The sequence below is a fragment of the Arminella tubonensis genome (assembly GCF_003240585.1).
In the GTDB taxonomy this organism is placed as follows: domain Bacteria; phylum Pseudomonadota; class Alphaproteobacteria; order Rhizobiales; family Rhizobiaceae; genus Rhizobium; species Rhizobium tubonense.
In genome coordinates this window covers 1-16249 of record NZ_PCDP01000068.1, presented here as the reverse complement: position 1 = coordinate 16249, position 16249 = coordinate 1, and the positions used below count along the sequence as shown (strand labels likewise).

Sequence of the window (16249 nt, the reverse complement as noted above, 5' to 3'; positions counted from 1 at the left end):
TGTTTCGGCCAGGCCGCAAATCTATTCTTGACCCGCGCCGTCTTCGTTGAATGTGTAGCGGAAATCACAATGATTTGCCCCGCCCATCAGTGTCTGCGTTCGTCGCATGGAGATGCGGCTGTCATATCCTTCACAGAACACAGCGTCGCGGTTGCATGATAGCAAATGCCCGATGTTGCCAATTCCCATTGATTTGTAGGTCTCGGCGTAGCGACAGCGAAGCACATCGTATTCAAACTCGGTTGCCGTTGCCTTCAGGACCTTGATCTCCAGGGCATCATCCTGGGTCCATAGCGACTGAAGCTCCTGAAAGGTTTGAAGCGATGTCCCGCCCTGGGTTTTCGACGCGAATTCGCGGGCAGATTCGGTCGCCGCCTTTCTGATCGCCTTGTCGATGATCATCTGCGCCTTGGTTTCACCGAATTCAGCTACAAGTTCCGCATAGATCGGCGCAATTACGCCCGCCTCTATCGTCCGCTTTCGCAAGATGCCGATCTCGTCCCGGTCTCGCGGTTCATTCGAATAAACAACAGTCATCGCTGGCAAATTCCTGATCGATCAAAACTTTGGTCAGATTGGTAGATAGTGGATGCGCGATCCCTATTCCAGAGACAGAAAAGGGTTGGCGCGTATGCCAAGCGCTATGGGTTCTCCTGCTGTCGTGAGCTCGCCTCACTATACGCCAGCGCAGCACGCACGGCTTGCAGCAACGCGCTGATATCCAGGGGCTTTGTCAAGAATTCAACAGCGCCAGCTTTCATCGCTCGAACGATCATCGGCGCGTCGTCATATCCAGTAACGAATATGATTGGAACATTGCTTCCATCCGCTGCCATTTCGCGCTGCAAGTCCAATCCGTTCACCCCTGGCATATTGACGTCGAGGATGAGGCAGCTCGGGCCCAAAACGCGCGGGCGCTCCAAAAATCGCTCAGCGGAATCGAAGATCACGGGCTCCCAGCCCGCAGTCAGGATCAGGTGCTCCAGCGATTCGCGAATGGATATATCGTCGTCGACGACAAACACTACAGGCTTCTTCGAGTTGATCGTCGACGGCATGTTGATCGCCCTTCGTTGACAGCATCGTGTATATCCGCATTCTCCCTAATTTGCCGATCTTTGTGAATGCTCAATCGACCGCGTGGCGGACGTCGTCGTCCAGATTCGTTTCTTTTTTCGGCAAGCTCCCGCACACTGTCGCATACGTCCGCTCATAGAATGACTGGAGAGAGTGGACCGTTTGCCTCATCAATTTTGCCCGCCATCAGCCTCATCAGTTGGGCCTCAGTCAGGTTCGACTTCTTGAATGTTCCGAGCTGCCGTCCAAGGAACAGCACCACGAACGTATCGCCGATCGAATAGGCATGCTGGACATTGTGCGTTACCAGTATCACGCCAACTCCTGTTTCCTTCGCCCGCTTTATATAGCCGAGCACGATTTCGGACTGCTTCACTCCGAGGGCCGAAGTGGGTTCATCGAGAATGAGGATGCGAGCGCCGAAATGCAAAGCTCGTGCAACCGCGACGCTTTGACGTTGACCGCCGGAAAGCGTGCCGATCGGCCTGCGCATGGCGGCGGAACTGACGCCCAGATCACGCAGAGCGTCCGCGGTTGTCGCGATCGCTCGGCGGGAATCGAATCGCCGGAACGGCCCCCAGCCTCTCCTTGGCTCTCGCCCGAGAAAGAAATTGCGATAAACAGACATGATTGGCACCAGGGCGAGGTCCTGGAAGACCGTCGCGATTCCTCTGTCGAGTGCTTCCGCGGGCGAACCCAAACGCACATCGATCCCGGCCACACGCACCGTACCCTTGTCCGGCTTTTCTACACCACTTAAAATTTCGATCAGTGTGGACTTGCCGGCTCCGTTGTCACCGAGCAGGCAAACGACCTCGCCAGGCCGGACGGAAAGACTGACGTCTTCCAACACCGAAACATCTTGGTAGAGTTTTGAGACGCAGACGGCCTCTAGATAGGGTTCATTGTCTATAAGTCGCCCTCTCCGGTCTCATCGCCTTCAATCGCGTGTAGTTATTGATCAGCACCGCTAGCAGAAGCATGAAGCCGAGAAACGTCATGAACCAGACATCAGGCAGTGGGGTGAAGAAGAAGCCCTGGTCGACCATGCCGAAGAGCAGAGCACCAAAGAAAGACCCAATCGGCGACCCATAGCCGCCCGTCAGCAGGGCGCCGCCGATTACAGTCGCCGTCACCACCTCGAATTCCCGTCCCAGCGCTGCGTTAGCATCGCTCTGGTTGATGGCAAAGACGTCGAGTGCTGCTACCAAGGTTGTCGAAACGGCAACTGCTATATAAAGCAGGACCTTGACCTTGTTTACGGGGATCCCCAACCGCACGGCGGCCCGCTGATCTCCGCCGGTGGCGTAGATCCAATTGCCGAAGGCGGTCTTTTCGAGAATCCATGCTGCCAACATCGTAATTAGGATCCACCAGACGAGGGAAATCGAAAACGGGCCGATCGAGGATGCAAACAGGGCTACCAAGGGATCTCCAACCGTCGTATCGCGGACACCATCGATGGTGCTGGTGCCAACCAACATCCGCAGGCCCCCTTGCGCAGCGCCGCGCAAAATGAACAGCATTGCGAGGGTTATGATAAAGGAGGGCAGTTTGGTCTTTACTACGAGCAAGCCATTGACCGCTCCAACGGCTATCGCCGCGACGAGGGCGGCGGCAAAGGCGGCTGGAAGCGGCCAACCGCTATGAACCGCAAGATAGCCTATAATCGTTTCGTTTGCGGCCACCATCGACCCAACCGAAAGGTCGAACTCCCCGGCAACCATCAATAGTGTTATGGGCGCGGCAATAATGCCGATCTCCGCCCCGACTTCCAGATAGTTGCGTGTCATAGGCATCGTGAGGAAGCCCGCCGCGCCTGTGAAAATAGCGAAGAAGGCAAAGACGGCGACGGTCCCTACGACGGCAGTCAATTCCGGGCGCTCAAACACCGACAAGATCCCCCTGGCACTTTCAGGCTTGGTGCCATTTTGAGATGCGAATGACATGCGGCGCCTCCGCGCTCTGATCCCGGTCGCTCCTTAGCGATTCGAGGCCTCAAATCTGTCGACGTTTTTCGGGGTGATGACGATAGGCCCGGTATTGAGTACGGTCTCCGCCGGTCGAATGGCCTGGCGAATGTACAAAGCCAGCATTACTACCGGATAATAACCTTGCGCATATTGCTGGGCATCAAGGGCAAAATCAAGCTCGTGCGCTTTGAGGGACTTCGTAGCGACCGCTGTCACATCTATAGTGCCCCAATGCATCCCCTTGCCACGGTCGCCCAGGTCGGCGCGGACCTGGGTCATTGCCGCTATGCAACAGCCGCCGATGGAGAATACGGCGTCTATCGACGCGTCCTTCTGCAGTTGCGCCTCCGCGATCGTCTTTATCCGGTTTGTATTGTTGAAATCGGTCAGGGGGATTTCTGCCAAAGATGACGTTCCCGTGAACGCTTTCTTGAATTCGTTTGTGCGCGCGTCAAGGAAGGATAGGGCGCCGACCGGCGCGGTGATGATCAGGGCGTGTTTCGAACCGAGAGCATTGAATTGGGCAGCGGCTAGGGCGCCCTGCTTGCCAGGGTCATCGCCAACGAATGCGAGTGCGCCGACATTTGAAACCTGATCGCCGCCTTGATTGACGATAATCACGGGAATTCCGGCGTCCGACGCCTTCTGTATTGTACCGTTAAGCGACGTAGGCGTGGGATCGGAAACAATAATGCCGTCAGGTTTGGCGGCGATCGCGGCTTCGAGATTTCGGCGCTCCTGGTTTGGATCGTTCAGGTTATTCTCGATGCCGCGATACTGGACCTTCACGCCAAGGTCGTTGCCTGCCTGCTCTAAACCCTTGATAACGCTTACCCAATAGGTATCAGACGCGGGCGAATGAGTGACCATTATGAAAGTTGACTCGGCGTTAGCGGTTCCTTCGAAGCCGAAAACGAGTGCGAGCAAGACGGTTACAAACGCCAGTTTCTCGACCATGATCTTCCCTCTGATGCATCAGTTGCGCCTTTTTTTGAGCGCCAACTCCGATTCTCGCGGCGGACCTGCTCTATTCCGTTTCAGCAATAACTGAATTTAAGCAAACCCCAATTTATTATCAAATGGTTTGGTGGCCTGTGGCCAAATATAAAAGTCAACTTTCGATAGTACGCCGAACGAGCGAGAAACAGTCATTGGGTCCTTTTTCTCAACCAGGAGGAGCTACCCTTGATTTGATCACTGTTCTTGTTTCAGCGTTGACCCACCAATTGGACGGCGTTACACTTTTTATCTAAACCGCGGTTGTCGGTGCAGGAAAATTGGCACTGCGCTGAGCGGAGTTTGTCTGCGCCGTTCATTTGTGACACCGGCCCGGAAAATCAAATTGGACACCGTGGAGCGTGATGGATGGATCCGCAGACCTCGCTTGGCGCGCGCGAAGGCGATCTGCAAGTCCTGTGGGAGGATGGCGAGCGCGCGCTCTATCGAGGACTATTCGCATATAGCAATGGGTCGCCGCGCAATGTCCTTACGCTGCGTTTGACTGCGGCTTTTCCACAACCGGAGAGCGTTGCTCAGCTCTCAAACGAATTCGAACTCAAGGATTACCTGGAAAGTGCGTGGGCCGCCCGACCGCTAGAGTTAGTCCGCGAACGCGATCGAACAATGCTGATACTGGATGACCCCGGTGGCGAAACGCTCGATCGGAAGATCGGCGAACCGATGTCGATTCCTCAATTCCTTCAGTTGGCCATAGCCACCGCCGCTGCTCTGAGCCAAGTCCATCAACGGGGTCTCGTCCACAAGGATCTGAAGCCGACCCACATTTTGGTGGATGGAACAGGCGGACAAGTGCGTCTGACTGGGTTTGGACACGCTTCACGTCTCCCTCGCGAGCGCCAAACACTTAGTCCGCCGGAGTCCATTGCGGGGACGCTTACGCATATGGCGCCGGAGCAGACCGGGCGAATGAACCGTTCGATTGACTCACGTAGTGATCTTTATGCGCTCGGAGTCATTTTCTACCAGATGCTGACAGGAGTGTTGCCATTTTCCACATCCGACCCCATGGAACTAATTCATTGCCACATTGCGCGGACCGCAGCGCCGCCAGGCGAACGAGTGGCAAATATCCCGGTCCCGATCTCGGATATGGTGACAAAGCTTCTCGCCAAGACAGCCGACGAGCGCTACCAAACTGCCACTGGCGTTGAGCACGATCTTCGACGCTGCCTGACGGAGTGGCAAGCCAAAGGGCGTATCGATCCGTTCATCGTAGGCGATTTCGACACGCCTGATCGACTTTTGATGCCCGAGAAGCTTTACGGGAGAGAGCCCGCAATCGCGTCCTTAGTGGGCGCTTATACCCGGGTTGCAACGACCGGCACGCCCGAGTTGATGATGATCTGCGGCTATTCCGGGATTGGAAAATCCTCGATCGTGAACGAGATGCATAGGGTCCTCCTGCCATCTCGCAGCCTTTTCGCTCTCGGCAAGTTCGACCAGCAAAAGCGCGACATACCCTATGCAACCGTCGCACAGGCGTTCCAACGATTGATCCGCGGCCTGCTGAGCAAGAGCGAGGACGAACTGCAAGGCTGGCGAAGGGCATTGCAAGAGGCGATGGGCGCGCAGGCGCAGCTTTTGGTCGAGCTCATGCCCGAGCTCAAGCTAATTGTCGGGGAACAGCACCCGGCTCCCGATCTTCCTCTGCAGCAGGCCCAGCAGGCATTCCAGAACGCACTTCGGCGCTTCGTCGGCGTTTTCGCCACTGAAGAACACCCGCTGACACTCTTCCTCGACGACTTGCATTGGGCCGATACGGCGTCGCTCGACCTCCTCGAAGATCTGATGACCCACTCCGAACTCCGCCATCTCCTGCTGATTGGCGCCTATCGAGAAACCGAAATCGACCCGACCCATCTCCTCGTGCGCAAATTGGAGGCCATTCGAGGCGTCGGTTTGGAGATCGAGCAGATCGTGCTGGGCCCGCTCAGCCTGAACCATCTTGAAGAGTTTGTCGCAGACGCACTGCGTTGCGCACGAGCGCGTGCCGGTCCGCTAGCTCGAATTCTCCATGATAAGACTGCTGGCAATCCGTTCTTCGTAAAGCAGTTCCTGTCCGCGCTTGGCGACGAAGACCTCGTCACCTTCGATCCGATCAAGGGCAGGTGGTCGTGGGATCCCGACCGCATTCGCGGCAAGGAATACACCGAGAACGTGGTCGAACTGATGGTTGGCAAGCTCGCACAGTTGCCATTGGAGACGCAAGGCGCTCTCCAGCAGCTCGCCTGCCTTGGGACTTCAGCGACGACAGCTATGCTTTCAACGGTGCTATCACTCCCGGAGGCTGGGGTCCACGCGGCCCTTTGGGAGGCAGCCCGACGCGATTTCATCGAGCGCAATGATAGCTCGTACAGATTCATCCACGACCGGGTGTTGGAGGCCGCCTATTCGCTGGTTCCGCAGGAGCGGCGCGCAGAGACACACCTTCGCATCGGTCGGATCCTTGTCTCGCACATGCCGTCCGCACAGCGGGAAGAAGCGATCTTCGACATTGTCAATCATCTCAACCGCGGTGCGGGACTGATCGTCTCACAAGAAGAGCGCGAGCAACTCGCCGAGTTCAATCTGATCGCGGGCAAAAGAGCCAGGGCCTCGGCCGCCTATCTTCAAGCACTCAACCACTTCTCGGCCGGCGCGACACTCTTGAACCCCGACGCGTGGGTGAAACACCACCAGTTAGCGTTCGACCTGGAATACTATCAGGCCGAATGCGAATTCCTCGTCGGTGAGATGGGAACCGCGGACGAGCGTTTGAACAGGCTCTCGTCGCGTGCGCAAAATACTCTCGAGCAGGCCCGCGTCGCTGGCTTGCTCATCGATTTGTACACGACGCTCGATCAAAATGACAAGGCTGTTGGCGTCTGTATCGAGTACCTGGCTCGTTTGGGAGTGAACTGGCTGGCCCATCCGCCAAAAGTCCAGGTGAAAGCCGAGTACGATAAGATCTGGAAGAAGATCGGCGGTCGGACGATCGAGGAGCTCGTCGATCTGCCTTTGATGCGGGACGCCGTATCTCTCGCCACTCTGGACGTGCTCACACGAGTTTTTCCGTCGGCGTTGTTCACTGATGAAAATCTTCTTTCGCTCGCTATTTGCCGGTCGGTCAATCTCAGTCTGGAGCGGGGGCACGGGGACGGCTCATGTGTCGCTTACGTTTTTTTCAGCAAAATCGCCGGGCCACAGTTCGACGACTACCAGGCGGGATTTCGGTTCGCCACCCTCGGATATGAACTGGTGGACAAACGTGGGCTCGAGAGATTTCGAGCTCGGACCTATCTGTGGTTTGCGCAATTCTCTTTGATGTGGACCAAGCATGTGCGCGTCAGTCGGGCACTTGTTCTGCGAGCGTTTGAGACGGCGACAAAAGTAGGCGATCTGAGCTTTATCACGTACTGCTGCGACAACCTGAATACTAATTTTCTAGCGGCAGGCGATCCTCTTGGCGAGGCCGAGCGCCAAGCCGAGGCTGGTCTGGAACTCGCCGAGCGCGCGCGGTTCGACCACATAGTCGATATCATCAAAGCGCAGCTCGGAGTTATCCGAAGCCTGCGCGGGCTTACGCACACGTTTGGCTGCTTCGATGACGGGCAGGTGAGCGAAGCCGAGCTGGAGCAGCGCTATGCGGCCGACCCGGCGACGAGGCAACCGGAATGTTGGTATTGGATCCGAAAACTGCAGTCGCGCTTTTTTGCCGGCGATTACTCCTCCGCATTGGACGCCGCGGCAAAGGCGCATAAATTACTCTGGACCTCCGCCGCCATGTTTGAAACAGCGGAATATCATTTCTACGCTGCGCTTTCTCTTGCTGCCTTCTATGATCGCGCTGTGGCGAAGACGAATCCCACATCCCCATCCTCCGTCTTATCCAGCGGAGCGATAACGGCGTCGGCGGGGACGAAGGAGACCCTGAATGCCTTGGCAACTCATCACAAACAGCTCGAGGTATGGGCGAAGAACTGTCCGGAGAATTTCGAGAACCGCGCCGCGCTCGTCGGCGCGGAGCTTGCGCGATTGGAAGGCCGTGATCTCGAGGCCGAGCGTTTGTATCAGTTGGCCATTCGCTCCGCCCGTGCCAACGGTTTTGTTCACAATGAAGCGCTCGCCTATGAAATCGCCGCGCGCTTCTACGCCGCCCGCGACCTTGAGGACATCTGCGAGATGTACCTGTCAAAATCCCGCGACGGCTATTTGCGCTGGGGGGCATTGGGCAAGGTAAGGCAGCTTGAGGCGCTCTATCCCAGATGGCTTATCGCCGGTCCGCATCTTGGGACTAGGGAGACAGCGAGTTCGGCTCAACAGTTCGATGTCGCCGCCGTCTTGAAGGCGTCGCAGGCATTGTCCAGCGAAATTCTGTTGCCACATTTGGTCGAACGGCTGATGACGATCGCGATGCAGAACGCAGGCGCCGACCGCGGACTCCTTATTTTACCCCATCAGAGTGACTACAGCATCGAAGCCGAGGCTGTGATCGACGGCGACGGCGTCGTCCTGCATTACGGCAACGTCGCGGGTCTGGCGGCTCCTGAAACCATCATCCGCTATGTCATGCGAACGCATGAAACGGTGATCGTCGACGACGCGGCCAAGCAGCATTTCTTCTCTGACGACCCATACATGAGCCAGCGGAGGGCGCGATCAGTCCTCTGCCTACCGCTGGTTCGTCAGGGAAAACTTGGCGGATTGCTCTACCTGGAGAACACCCTGGCGTCCCACGTTTTCACGTCCGATCGCGCGAGGCTTCTTGAGCTCGTGGGGGCGCAGGCGGCAATTTCATTGGAGAACACGCGTCTCTATGGCGTTCTTCAAGAGCGCGAGGCACGAATTCAGCGCCTGTTCAACGCCAATATCATTGGAATATTCACTTGGGATCTTGATGGTACGATCACGGACGCGAATGATGCGTTTCTGCGGATTGTTGGATATCAAAGCGAGGATCTTCAGTCAGGCAGTATGCGCTGGCCGACCCTAATGCCCGGCGAATGGCAATCGGAGAACGATCTCGTCATGGAACAGATGCGTGCGAGCGGCATCGCGACGCCATTCGAGGGAGAGTATGTTAAAAAGGACGGCAGCCTCGTCCCCGTACTAATCGGAGCGGCGCTTTTTGACGGGCGACCGACCGAGGGCGTCGCATTCGTCGTGGATCTTACGGATCGACGACGAGCGGAGGGACTGGCTCGCGACAGCGAGCGTCGGTATCACGAAATTCAGTTAGCACTCGCACATGCAAATCGTGTGACGACGATGGGACACCTTGCGGCGTCGATTGCCCACGAACTGAACCAACCTCTTTCCGGAGTGGTTGTCAGCGCTGAAACAGCCATGTTGTTGCTGAATGACAGACCGAGCATACCCGAAGCTCGAAAGGCGATCGCTCGCGTCATTCGGGACGGCACGCGCGCTGGGCAAGTCTTTAGCCGGATCCGGACACTCATCAAAAAGGCGCCACCGCAAAAGTCGGGGTTGAATATAAACGAGGTCGTCCTCGAGATCATCGGCCTGACTTACGGCGAAGCCGAAAAAAGTGGAGTATCGCTCCGGACGCGATTGACTGAGGGACTGCCCCTGATTCAAGGTGACCGGGTTCAGTTGCAGCAGGTCGTTCTCAACCTCATTATGAACGCCTTTGATGCGATCAGGCAGGGCGGCGGCGGGCGAGGCGAAATTCAGGTGAGTTCTGGCATCTCGGATTCCGGCGAAGTTCAAGTATCCGTGCAGGATTCCGGACAGGGGATTGATCCAGCAAACATCGACCGCATCTTTGGAGCGTTCTACACAACCAAGGCCGAGGGACTGGGCATGGGATTGTCGATCTGCCGCTCAATTGTTGAGGCACACGGTGGCAAACTGTGGGCAGCGCCGGGAGTCCTTCGAGGAGCCATCTTCCATTTCGCAATGCCCGCCGAGGAAGAACCGAAAGCGCTGTATTAGCGCTGCGGGCAACTGGGATCGCCGCGATCGTAAATATCGTGAAGGACTTACGGTTGTGCAGCCGCTCCCCGTATTCGTCGTCAAAACCCCCGCAGCCCGTTCCACCCTTGCGTGGAACATGGAGGCTGATGAAAATCCTGAGACGGACACGAAACTCGCTGTGGTTTGATCCAATATCTGATCTGACGCGTACTCGGGAACGCCAGACCGGTCGCTCGCCACAAATTGTAGGGCCGGGAGCCAACTCAGCGAACGCGTTCCAATCGTATTGAAGATACGGAGGCGGGCAGGCCCCCCAATCGGCGGTCAGCGGCTCCCCTTTGCAGGATGTCGCGATCTAAACAAAGCCATACGACGGCCTCAAACCGACCGTTTCAGGACGACGTCGACCAAGACACCCTCCCAATATAGGTCCGATGAACCAGATTGCGCACGCACAATGGAAATATCAGGAAGCGCCGTGTGTGGCAGCGATCGCACCATCGCCCAATCAAGCCAGAACGCGGCTTGACGCCCGATGACCAAGCGTATCTGCCAGCCGCTCCTGCTTGTTCCCGGCGTGCACAAAACCTGGCTCACATCCAGATCGAAAATCGACATGATCGACGGTTCCGCGGCTAATGTACTCGCCAGACCCCGCTGGGACCGAGCACGAAATCAAGCCTCGGTCCGCCGACGCTTTCCAAAATAAGCCCATGGGTCCGCCTCAGTTCCGTGATGCTCATATTCGCGTCGCTCCAGATGGGGTCCTGACCAAACCTTGCCATGTCGCGCGCTGTCGCCTTGATCGCGCGGTTCCGATACGATCGGAATGTGCCCAAAGAGTTGTTGTTCGCGTTCATGTCGACACTCCCTTTGAGTTTTGCCAAAATCACTGGGGCGATGATAACAGCAGATTTGATGTCTCTATTGAACAAGGCGTGCGCGCTTGGAAGGGTTTCGTCGCATAGAGGACGCCGATGGCGCGAACCAATCAGGGCGAGCGCAATGCGGCATCGAGCGCATGCTGCAGGGCGGCGGCGCTAAAAGGCTTGAACAGGCAATCAACAGCGCCATGGGCGATCAATTGCAATCGGACTGCGTCGTCTTTCAGGGCGGTGATGAAGACGATCGGCGTTCGCTTTCCGCGGTGCTTGAGTTCCCGCTGAAGTTCTGGCCCCGTCATGCCAGGCATGCCGATGTCGAGGATCAGGCAGTCGGACGTGTCGATGCTCTTCGATAAGAGAAAGTCCTCGGCAGACGCGAAAGTCTCGACGCCGTGCCCGAATGCCCTGAGCAGGTCAGGCAACGATTCCCGTACGGATTCGTCGTCATCAATGACCGATACCAGGGAATGCTTGGCGTTCATGAAGTCCTCGCTGAGTTTTGTGCAGGGTTGACGTCAACATGAGCAACGTTGCTTGGGTAGGCTTCGTTCCCGGCATATCCCGGAACGGAGAAGCAAACAGTCGCACCGGGACCATTGTTGGGTGTCGCCCACAGGCGGCCCTTGTGGGCGTCTATAATTGACTGGCTGACGGAGAGGCCAATGCCCATACCATCGTTCTTCGTGGAGTAGAACGCCTCGAAGAGGCGTTCCGCGTCGCCGGCTCCAAAGCCTATTCCAACATCCTGGACCAGGAAGCGCACCTGGTTACCCTCGTCGCGCTGGGTGCTGATCAACAATCGCCTCTGGCGGTCGCCAATACCGGTCATCGCCTCGTAACCCTGGCGACGCGCGCGAGGTCGGAGCGGGCCTTGCTTAGCGCCTCCTCGGCAAGGCGGCTGGCGGTTACGTCCCGGACGGCTCCGCGCAGCTCAAGTTCGCCGTCCTTGTTCCGCTCGTTGTGGGCGACGACACGCACGAACTTGATGGACTGGTCGGGCATCACCATCCGCGTTTCGTGGTCGAAGTCGCTGCCCTCGCGTTGTGCTGCATCGACAACTTTCTCAAATGTCACCACGTTGTCGGGATGGAGCCTGCTTCGGATCAGGTCGAGCGTGACGGGCTCGGCAGGGTCGAAGCCAAAGATCCGATAGGTTTCGTCCGACCATGTTACCTTCGTCGAACCGACACGCCATGCGAAGCTGCCGGTCTTACTGACGCGCTGGGCGTCGGCCAAAAACGCCTCGCTGCGCCGCAGTTCCTCTTCTGCACCTTTCCTATCATCGATATCGGTTAGAAGGCTGTACCAGCGGACACCGGTGCCGCTGTCGTCTTGAAGCGGTAATCCGCGAATCTGGAACCAACGATAGACGCCGTCGTGACGAAGAAGACGTGTCTCGATCCCAAACCACTTGATGATTGTCCCGTTTTCATCACGAAGCGGGTCCGCTCGGAACAAGAACCAACGATACTCGCCGTCATAGCGGCGCATCCGTGCTTCGATATCCACGCTCTTTCCTGTGGCCAAGCACGTTTGCCAGTAGTTGAAAAGCCTCCCTGCGTCGTCGGGATGGATCACGTCTCCCCAACCAAACCCGCCGGCTTGTTCGGCGGTAGAGCCCGAATAGTCGAGCCAGCGCGCATTGAGAAAATCGACATAGCCATCGGGCCAGGTGGACCATGCCGTTGTCGGCAGCGCGTTGAGGTTGTCGCGGAGATTGGTCTCGCTTGTTCGCAACGCCTCTTCAGCGCGCTTGCGCTCGTCGATGTCAAGGTGAAGAACATACCACTGAAATACACTTCCTCGTCCGTCCCGAAGCGGTTTGCCGCGTACCTGGAACCAGCGATAATTTCCGTCGGCTCCAAGGAAACGAAGCTCTACATCGTATGCCTCTCCGTTCGTGACTGCGCGCTCGACGGTATCGAGAACATGCTGAAGATCTTCTGGGTGTACGATTTCGGCCGACACACAGCGGGTGAGTTCTTCCTCCGATTTGCCAAAGTAACTGACGACGTGGTCGTTGACTGCTTTCAACTCGCCAGTCGATGTCAGCACGCCTATCCCGGCAGGTATTCCATCAAGGATCTGGCGCTCAGTCCGCTGGTCGGTCTCCTGATCCGCCGCCTCGGAGGCGATCACGTACCCCCTGAGGACCTCGCCCTGGTCATCGCGCATCGGACTACAACGGAATTTGCATGGTCTATCTTGGCCGTCGAAACGACGAAGGCGCGTTTTCATCAATCCAGGTTCGCCGGAAGCGATGATCAATTTCCACTGCTTGACTAGGTCGGGTAGCTCGTTCGGGCCGATTATCGCTTGCCAGGCGGGCCCATCAGAAACAGAACCACCTAAGCCCGCAAAGTCCGACCATTCTCGATTGACGAACCCAATCTCTCCTTCCGGCGTAGCGCTCAAGACCATGCCGGGCATTGAATCCAGAATGCGGCCGAGATCGAGGTCCATAGCCGTCCCTTTCGCGAGTAGCCGCTTGCGCGATACTACCGTTGCGACAAGGCGGATGATACTATCCCATAGTATCGGTTCGAGTGCCCCACAATTTTACCCTGAAGATTTGACGACGGTTGAGACAAGGCTCGATCTATCCAAGGTATCGACGATACCATCGTGCAATGGTTTTAACGTTCGCACCCGTCTACCTGCTTACCAATCAATACATTTGGAAGACAGGGGGACATCATGACGGACACATCGCTTTCACCCACGCGCCGCGAGCTTCTAGCAGCCACCGTGATCGGCAGCGCCATAAGCCTCTTGCCTGGAGGGGCGTGGGCGGCGGCCCGACCTGAGGAGATTCGTCCCTTCAAAGTCAGAATCCCGCAGGATCAGCTCAAGGACCTTCACCGGAGAATCGTCGCCACGCGGTGGCCGGACGAGGAACTGGTCAAGGACTCCTCACAGGGAGTGCAACTGAAGACGGCGCGGGCTCTCGCTCATTACTGGGCCGAAGATTATGACTGGCGCAAGTGCGAGGCGAGACTAAACGCCCTCCCGCAGTTCACGACCGAAATCGACGGGGTGGAGATACACTTCATCCACATCAAGTCGAAGGAAAAGAATGCGCTGCCACTGATCGTCACTCACGGGTGGCCGGGATCGATCTTGGAACAGATGAAGATCATCGGCCCTCTCACCAATCCGACGGCACACGGGGGAGCCGCAACGGATGCCTTCGACTTGGTCATCCCGTCGATGCCCGGCCATGGCTTTTCCGGCAAGCCTACCGAGCTGGGCTGGGATCCGATCCGCATTGCCAAGGCTTGGGTCGTGCTGATGGAGCGCCTTGGGTACAACAGGTACGTGGCGCAGGGCGGCGACTGGGGCGATGCGGTCACCGAGCAGATGGCGCTTCTGACACCACCTGGACTGGTCGGAATACACGTCAACATGCCGGCCACGGTCCCCGATGACGTCGCGAAGGCTTTGCAGGCCGGCGGGCCGCCGCCAGCGGGTCTCGCACCTGACGAACTGCAGGCCTACCAGCAGCTCGCCGATTTCTACAAGCATGGGCTCGGCTACGCCATCGAAATGGCAAACCGCCCGCAAACGCTGTATGGGCTTGTCGATTCCCCCGTGGGAATGGCATCGTGGATGATCGACCACGACATCAAAAGCTACGAATTGATCGCGCGGGTGTTCGACGGAAAAGGCGAGGGCCTTACCCGGGACGATATCCTTGACAACGCCACGCTCTATTGGGTGACCAACACTGCGATATCGTCTGCTCGTCTCTACTGGGAAAGCAAGCTGGCTTTCTTCGCTCCGAAGGGTGTGACGATCCCCGTCGGCGTCAGCGTGTTTCCCGATGAGCTTTACGCTGCGCCCAAAAGCTGGGCGGAGAAGGCCTATCCAAAACTGATCCACTACAACCGGCTGGACAAGGGTGGACACTTCGCCGCCTGGGAACAGCCGACGGCCCTCACCGCCGAGCTCAGGGATACGTTCAAGACACTGCGCTGATCGGAGCAGGATGCATGTTCATCTGCCGGAAAGCCAAAGTGAATTGACGATGGAGCGCAAGCGCTATGAGCAAACATTCAAACGCGTCACTCTGGCGTGACTGGCAGTTCACCCCATTCAGTCTTGTTAGACTGTTTCGGGGACTGGTGCAGGATACGTCGAGGGTCTGGAATGGAAACCGGAGAGACTTTGACGGAGATGCAAGCGCAGCCGTTCGCTCCAATCCAGACCGCTTGATGCTCAAAGGGCCAGCCTTTTCACGCGGCGACATCGCGGCACCCGCCTCGACCGAGGAGTTGAAGGCGAGGGCCGTTAAATTGCAGGCCAGAATAGATGCGGCGCGGCTATTGCTTCGAGCTCGCGAGGTGTAAGGCGTGGCGCGCGAAAAAGGCGCAATGCGCTGACGGCGCTTAGGTCGCTCCTCGTTCCAGTGCTGCGATAAAAACGTTCGCAGCCATGTTAGGCGTTGCGTCGCAGCGGAGAAACCGCTGCATTCCTACTCTTCCTAGGACCGAAAGGCTCGTCAGACGATCCATTTACGTTCCCGATTGTCCGCTCAGGGCTTATGACCCTTACAGGTATAGGCGGATTATCAAATGAGGGGTAGCAGGGCGCCTTCTCCAAATCGAACAAGCCTAACCGGAAGGAATGGGCAAGACACAGGAGAAGGACAATGGTTCAGATACCCCGCAAGGAAGCATTCAAGACGGCCGCCGAGGCTGAGACCGCCAAGGTCGCCGATGCTCCGGCCGCACCCGCCGCCGAGGCAGCGGCAGCGCCCGAAGCGCCGAAGAAGTCCGGCCGCAATGTCGTCAAGCGCGGCATCCTCGCCGCAGTCCTTCTCGCAGGCGTCGCCTTCGGCGCGAACTTCGGCTATCACTACTGGACAGTCGGGCGCTTCATCGAGTCCACCGACGACGCTTATGTGAAGGCTGACTTCACGACGATTGCGCCCAAGGTCGCGGGCTATATCAAGGACGTCCTCGTCAAGGACAACGACACCGTCAAGGCCGGACAGGTTCTTGCCCGGATAGACGATCGCGATTACCAGGCTGCGCTCTCAGGGGCGAGGGCAGACGTCAAGGCTGCCGAGGCGGCGATCACCAATATCGACGCCCAGATTCACCTGCAGCAGTCCATCATCGGTCAGGCCAAGGCCTCGATCGACGCGTCTCGGGCCTCGCTGGCCTTTGCCCAGTCGGACGCCGCGCGCAATGCAAGGCTGATCACCAGCGGTGCCGGCACACAGTCCCATGTCGAGCAAAGCCAGTCGGTCAAGGACCAGGCCGCTGCGGCCGTCGAACGCGACGAAGCCGCTCTCGTGGCAGCCGAGAACAAGGTTCCGGTGCTGCAGACCCAGCGTGACCAGGCCGTTGCCCAGCGCGATCGCGCCGCCGCGAC

14 protein-coding genes are annotated in these 16249 nt (G+C 57.6%); 4 read left to right on the top strand and 10 right to left on the bottom strand.

Features of this window, described 5'->3' with window-relative positions; genetic code table 11:
• Window positions 1–21: 21 nt before the first annotated feature.
• The 5 genes from CPY51_RS28445 to CPY51_RS28425 form a co-directional block, all read right to left on the bottom strand.
• A complete protein-coding gene (locus tag CPY51_RS28445; protein ID WP_111163581.1) occupies window positions 22–537 on the bottom strand; it encodes an L-2-amino-thiazoline-4-carboxylic acid hydrolase in 516 nt (171 codons plus the stop codon).
• Between the two features lie 104 nt (window positions 538–641).
• Window positions 642–1058: a response regulator transcription factor gene (locus CPY51_RS28440; RefSeq protein WP_111163580.1), complete on the bottom strand. Its 417-nt coding sequence runs from the start codon at window positions 1056–1058 to the stop codon at window positions 642–644.
• Between the two features lie 152 nt (window positions 1059–1210).
• Window positions 1211–1990, bottom strand: a complete 780-nt coding sequence (locus CPY51_RS28435) for an ATP-binding cassette domain-containing protein (RefSeq protein WP_111163579.1) — start codon at window positions 1988–1990, stop codon at window positions 1211–1213.
• Window positions 1980–3026, bottom strand: coding sequence for an ABC transporter permease (locus CPY51_RS28430; RefSeq protein WP_111163578.1), 1047 nt, complete (start codon window positions 3024–3026; stop codon window positions 1980–1982). The genes CPY51_RS28435 and CPY51_RS28430 overlap by 11 nt, the downstream gene beginning before the upstream one ends.
• Window positions 3027–3059: 33 nt before the next feature.
• Complete coding sequence (locus CPY51_RS28425; RefSeq protein WP_111163577.1) at window positions 3060–4007, bottom strand: substrate-binding domain-containing protein; 948 nt, start codon at window positions 4005–4007, stop codon at window positions 3060–3062.
• 408 nt (window positions 4008–4415) lie between these two features.
• On the opposite strand from CPY51_RS28425, the gene CPY51_RS28420 reads away from it, so the two are divergent.
• On the top strand, window positions 4416–10004 hold the full coding sequence (locus CPY51_RS28420) for an AAA family ATPase (RefSeq protein WP_111163576.1): 5589 nt from the start codon (window positions 4416–4418) through the stop codon (window positions 10002–10004).
• Between the two features lie 360 nt (window positions 10005–10364).
• On the opposite strand, the gene CPY51_RS28415 is transcribed toward CPY51_RS28420, so the two are convergent.
• The 5 genes from CPY51_RS28415 to CPY51_RS28395 all read right to left on the bottom strand — a co-directional run bounded on the left by CPY51_RS28415 (window position 10365) and on the right by CPY51_RS28395 (window position 13333).
• A complete protein-coding gene (locus CPY51_RS28415) occupies window positions 10365–10604 on the bottom strand; it encodes a hypothetical protein (RefSeq protein WP_111163575.1) in 240 nt (79 codons plus the stop codon).
• A gap of 17 nt (window positions 10605–10621) precedes the next feature.
• A complete protein-coding gene (locus CPY51_RS28410; RefSeq protein ID WP_146260190.1) occupies window positions 10622–10846 on the bottom strand; it encodes a hypothetical protein in 225 nt (74 codons plus the stop codon).
• A gap of 131 nt (window positions 10847–10977) precedes the next feature.
• Window positions 10978–11352 carry a response regulator transcription factor gene (locus CPY51_RS28405; protein WP_111163573.1) on the bottom strand — a complete coding sequence of 125 codons (375 nt, stop codon included), beginning with the start codon at window positions 11350–11352 and terminating at the stop codon, window positions 10978–10980.
• The gene (locus CPY51_RS33875) at window positions 11349–11699 is read right to left on the bottom strand and encodes an ATP-binding protein (protein WP_111163572.1); all 351 of its coding nucleotides are present in this window, start codon (window positions 11697–11699) and stop codon (window positions 11349–11351) included. Before CPY51_RS33875 ends, CPY51_RS28405 begins: the two co-directional genes overlap by 4 nt.
• Window positions 11696–13333 (bottom strand): PAS domain-containing protein, encoded by a 1638-nt coding sequence (locus CPY51_RS28395; RefSeq protein WP_111163571.1) that lies wholly within the window; start codon window positions 13331–13333, stop codon window positions 11696–11698. Before CPY51_RS28395 ends, CPY51_RS33875 begins: the two co-directional genes overlap by 4 nt.
• Before the next feature lie 234 nt (window positions 13334–13567).
• On the opposite strand from CPY51_RS28395, the gene CPY51_RS28390 reads away from it, so the two are divergent.
• The 3 genes from CPY51_RS28390 to CPY51_RS28380 all read left to right on the top strand — a co-directional run.
• Complete coding sequence (locus tag CPY51_RS28390) at window positions 13568–14848, top strand: epoxide hydrolase family protein (RefSeq protein ID WP_111163570.1); 1281 nt, start codon at window positions 13568–13570, stop codon at window positions 14846–14848.
• Window positions 14849–14913: 65 nt separating this feature from the next.
• Complete coding sequence (locus CPY51_RS28385) at window positions 14914–15219, top strand: hypothetical protein (protein ID WP_111163569.1); 306 nt, start codon at window positions 14914–14916, stop codon at window positions 15217–15219.
• Window positions 15220–15521: 302 nt separating this feature from the next.
• Window positions 15522–16249, top strand: a 728-nt coding sequence (locus tag CPY51_RS28380) for an HlyD family secretion protein (RefSeq protein WP_146260189.1), incomplete at its 3' end; no start/stop codon positions are given.